This is a genomic window from Ameyamaea chiangmaiensis, assembly GCF_013376175.1.
GTDB lineage: Bacteria > Pseudomonadota > Alphaproteobacteria > Acetobacterales > Acetobacteraceae > Ameyamaea > Ameyamaea chiangmaiensis.
This window is the reverse complement of the sequence record NZ_JABXXR010000193.1, coordinates 1-4220: the sequence shown is the minus strand read 5'-3', so window position 1 is coordinate 4220 and position 4220 is coordinate 1. Positions and strand designations below refer to the sequence as shown.

Below are 4220 nucleotides of genomic sequence, written 5' to 3'. Positions count from 1 at the left end.
CCATGCCCGGCAGCGCGGCGATCGGGGGTCGATGGGCGGTGACTTCCGTGCCGTCGGCCAGCCGAAACCGCAGGCGCAGCCGGGTTCCCAGATGCGCGGCATCGGCCAGGTGCGCCGCCAGCGTGCCCTCATCCTCGCCCATCGCGCCGGGACGGGAGGGAAAAAGCGGCGCGATGCGGTCGGGCCGGATACACACGCGGCACAACACGCCCGGTTCCAGACCTGGCATGGCGCGTGCCTCCACGTCCGCCCCGCACGACAGATGCACCTGCGCCAGATCGTCGGCAATGTCCGTCACAACGCCGCGCAGCGCATTGGCCTCACCAAACAGGACCGCGACACCGTCATCGCCCGGATTGTCAAGAAGATCGGCCGCCGTCCCGGTCTGAAGCAGGCTCGGCCCGTCGAACAGCGCGATCGGCGCGCCGAACGCCAGCGCTTCCTCGCGCCGGGTGGTGGACAGCACGACCGCGCCGCCCAGCATGGACGGCAGACGGGCGATCACGCGGGTCAGGGCCGCCACGGCCCCGGGTTCCAGGCCCGCCAGCGGATCGTCCAGCAAAAGCACCGCTGGCCCGAAGGCCACCGCCCGCGCCAGCATCAGTCGGACCCGATATGCCGCGTCCAGCGCCGCGACCGGCCGGTCCGCCAGGCCATCCAGACCCAGCATGGCCATCACCTGACCCACCCGCGCTGCCGTCTCAGCCGGCGAGCGTCGCCGCGCGCGCAGGGAAAAGGCAACATTGTCGCGCACGCTCAGATGCCCGAAGAGCGGATCGCGCGGGCTGACCAGCCCGACCGGGCGCGCCGGCGGCCCCAGTCCCCCCAGCGCCCGCTCCTCCACACACACGCGCCCCAGCGCCGCCGGACGGTGACCGGCGATCACGTCCAGAAGGTCCGACAGGGGCTCCGGCCGGGTGCCCAGCAGGCAGAGCAGGCCGCCGGGCTCGACCCCCAGCGATACGGGCGGAACATGGACGGTGACGCGAAGCGCCTCGAGGCGAAGGACGGCGGTCATGACGGCGGGGCGGCTTTACGGGTCGGAACGGCGGGAAGGCACGGCGGCAGCCCCCGTTCTAGGGCCTTGCGGCACGCAGGACCAGCGCCACGCCGTCCGGGCCCGGCGACCGCCGTTGCCAAGAGAGGCAAAATCATCAATGATTGCCGCCTGATTACACGGGAAACGCGGGTTTCCGTCCCCGGGTCGCGACCAGCGCCCCGTCCCGCCGACCGGCCGTATGCCGATACAGTATAAGGTGCGCGAAAAGACAATGAAGATCGCCGAACATGGCATGGCCGCGCTAGAGGCGCAGGGCACGATTCTCCAGCGCAGGGCAGTCCGCTACGGGCGGCAGGTCGCGTTTTTGCTGATCGCGGGCATGTTCGCGCTGGCCGCGTTCGTCGCGGTGCACGGACTGCTGTGGGCGGTGTTTCTCCAGGCGGCGCACATGACGGTGATCGGGGCGTCGGCCTCGGTCCTGGGCGTCGATGTGCTTCTGCTGCTGATCTTCGGCTTTCTCGGTCGCCGCTCGCTCCCCGGGCCGGTGGAGATCGAGGCCCGCTTCATCCGCGACCGCCATATCGAGGCGGTGAAACAGTCCCTGACCGTGGCCTCGGTGGCGACTGTCCTGCTGGCCGGTCCGATGGGACGCGGCTTTGGCGGCATCCTGCGGGCCCTGTTCGCGCGCCGCCGCTGAACGCGACTCCCGGGGCTTCGGCCCCGGGACAGAAAAACATCACGCGCCCTATGCGAAGATAGCAATGCTCCGATGTCCGCGGGCATGGGACAAACACGTTGCGCCGGAATAGTAAGGATGCAAATAATTAGCACCGACGGCAATTAGACGGACCCCATGCTCACCCAGGCCCAGACCGAGGAACGCAGTCAGCTCGAACGACGCTTCGGCCAGAAGATTGTCCGTCTGGCGACGGCATGGCGGCGCGAGATCGACGTGCGGCTTCGTCCTCTGGGTATGTCGGATGCGACCTGGCGGCCGATCTTCTACCTCGCGATCCTGCCACCTCCGATTCATCAGACCGACCTGGCCCGCGCCATGTCGATCGAGGCACCCTCCCTTGGCCGGCTTCTCGATGTCCTTGAAAAACGAGGTCTGATCGCGCGCGAGACCGACAGCCGCGACCGGCGCTCCAAGCGCGTGAGCCTGACCGAGGAAGGCACACGGTTCGGGCGCGAGGTGCTCGACGCCGTGCACGGCGTCGCGGGCCGGCTTCTGGCCGATATTTCGGTAGAGGAACTGCGTCTCTGCGCCGGGATTTTCGACCGGGTCGACAGCGCCGCCCGGGCGGGCACTCGGACAGGGCCCGGATCGTGAGCGACGCGGTCACCTCGCCCTCCGCACGCAGCGAACGGGTGGCGCAGCTCATCGCAACCGTATTTCCGCCGTGGGACGCGCTCCGCGACCGCGTGTTCTACAGCGCGCGTGCGCTGGCCTCCATCGCATTGGCGCTGGGCCTGTCGTTCACGTTCCAGCTGGCCTCGCCCATGTCGTCGGTCACCACGGCGCTGATCGTCGCCAATCCGACGGTCGGCGCGCTGTTGTCCAAAAGCGTGTGGCGTCTGACCGGCACGCTGATCGGGGCGGCCACGGCCGTCGTCATGATGGCGCTCTTCGCGCAGACGTCGGTGTTGTACATGCTGGTGCTGTCGGTGCTGATCGGTGCCGCCTGCTGCGTGGCCACCCTGTTGCGCTTTTTCAAGGCTTACGCGGCGGTGCTGGCCGGCTACACCATCGTGATCGTCTCGGCCCCGGCCTTCGACGATCCCAACGGCATCTTCCTGTCGGCCATGTCGCGCCTGTCGGCGGTCACGGTCGGACTTGCCTCCACGGCCTTCGTGTTTCTGGTCACCACGGTCAGCCGGCCTTCACGCGTGCTTCAGCAGGTCGAGACCACGACCCGGCAGATCGCCGCCCTGTTCGAACACGCCTCGGAGTATTTCGGCGACGCACCCGATCACGCCGAAAACGTGCAGGAAACGGTGGAGACCTTTCGCGAGGCACCCACGACCTATTACACCGAGCGCGGACGGATCCTGGCCGCCACCGGCGCCCTGGTCGAGGCCGTGGAGTATGCCGCGGCCGACAATTTCACCATCAGCCGCCGCGCGCGCAGCCTGCGAATCGGGGTTTCACGCCTTCTTGGACTGGTTGGCGCCCATCACCCGGCCTGGCAGACCCTGATGACGCGCGACCCTAACGCGCGCGACGCCCGCGCCCGCACGCGAGAAGCCATGCGCCTGATCAGTAACGCGCCGGGATCGCTGCTCGAGGCGCCCACGAACCCCGCGCTGCTGGGGCAACTCGACCACGCTCTGGGTGGCTTCGACGACCTGACGCAACGCACGCAGGACCTCTATGCGCTGGCGATCATCGACAGCGAGCGACAGGTTCTCGAACAGATGCGCGCAGCCCTCGAAAACCTTGGCGGACATACGCGCGACCGTGCCCGCCTGCGGCTTCTGTTCGAGTGGCCGTCGGCCTTTCGCAACGCCGCGCGCGGCATGTTCGTCACCTTCATCGCCTGCATGGTCTGGTACGTCTTCCGGTGGCAGTCCGGGCCGGCGATGCTGGCCTATCTCGTCCCGGCGTCGTGCCTGCTGGCGACCAGCCCGTCGGCCACGCGCGTCGCCGTGCAGTTCGCGTCCGGCACCATGGCGGCAATACCCATGGCCTTCGTCCTGCAGACATGGCTGCTGCCTCAGGTGGACGGTTTTCCGCTGCTGGTGATGTGCCTTGCCATCGGGCTCCTGCCGGGGATCTGGATCCAGTTCCACCCCCGCCACGCCATGCGCGGCTTCGGCTACGCCGTGTTTCTCAACGCCATGGTGCAGGTGCAGAACCCGAGCCATTACGACGACATCGCCCTGACCAACACCTGGCTGGCCTATCTGCTGGCGGCGACGTGTCTGGTCTTGGTGTTCCGGGTCGTTCTACCGGCGGATCAGAGGCTCGACTGCGCGCGGCTGGCGCAGTCCGTGGTCCGTGCGATCCAGACACTGGCCCGGCCGGCGCAGGGGGTGCTCGACCCCGTCGTGTGGGAAAACCTGCAGATACAGAAGATACAGCGGCTGGTGCAGCGTTTTTCGTTCGTCGCCGACGCGCGTCGCACAGCCGATGTCACCGACGCCGCCCTAATGGCGCTCACGGTCGGGCGGGTGACGCTGCGTCTGCGCGCGGCGCTGGCGCGCGGGCAGCTGGAGG

4 protein-coding genes are annotated in these 4220 nt (G+C 68.4%); 3 read left to right on the top strand and 1 reads right to left on the bottom strand.

Annotated elements, in window-relative coordinates; genetic code table 11:
* Nucleotides 1–1018, bottom strand: a 1018-nt coding sequence (locus HUK82_RS14860) for an ABC transporter ATP-binding protein (protein WP_176614696.1), incomplete at its 3' end; no start/stop codon positions are given.
* Nucleotides 1019–1271: 253 nt separating this feature from the next.
* On the opposite strand from HUK82_RS14860, the gene HUK82_RS14855 reads away from it, so the two are divergent.
* The 3 genes from HUK82_RS14855 to HUK82_RS14845 all read left to right on the top strand — a co-directional run.
* Nucleotides 1272–1697: a hypothetical protein gene (locus tag HUK82_RS14855; RefSeq protein ID WP_176614695.1), complete on the top strand. Its 426-nt coding sequence runs from the start codon at nucleotides 1272–1274 to the stop codon at nucleotides 1695–1697.
* Between the two features lie 156 nt (nucleotides 1698–1853).
* The gene (locus tag HUK82_RS14850; RefSeq protein WP_176614694.1) at nucleotides 1854–2333 is read left to right on the top strand and encodes a MarR family transcriptional regulator; all 480 of its coding nucleotides are present in this window, start codon (nucleotides 1854–1856) and stop codon (nucleotides 2331–2333) included.
* Nucleotides 2330–4220 (top strand): FUSC family protein (locus HUK82_RS14845; RefSeq protein WP_176614693.1); only part of this gene is annotated, 1891 nt, incomplete at its 3' end. The genes HUK82_RS14850 and HUK82_RS14845, both read left to right, overlap by 4 nt.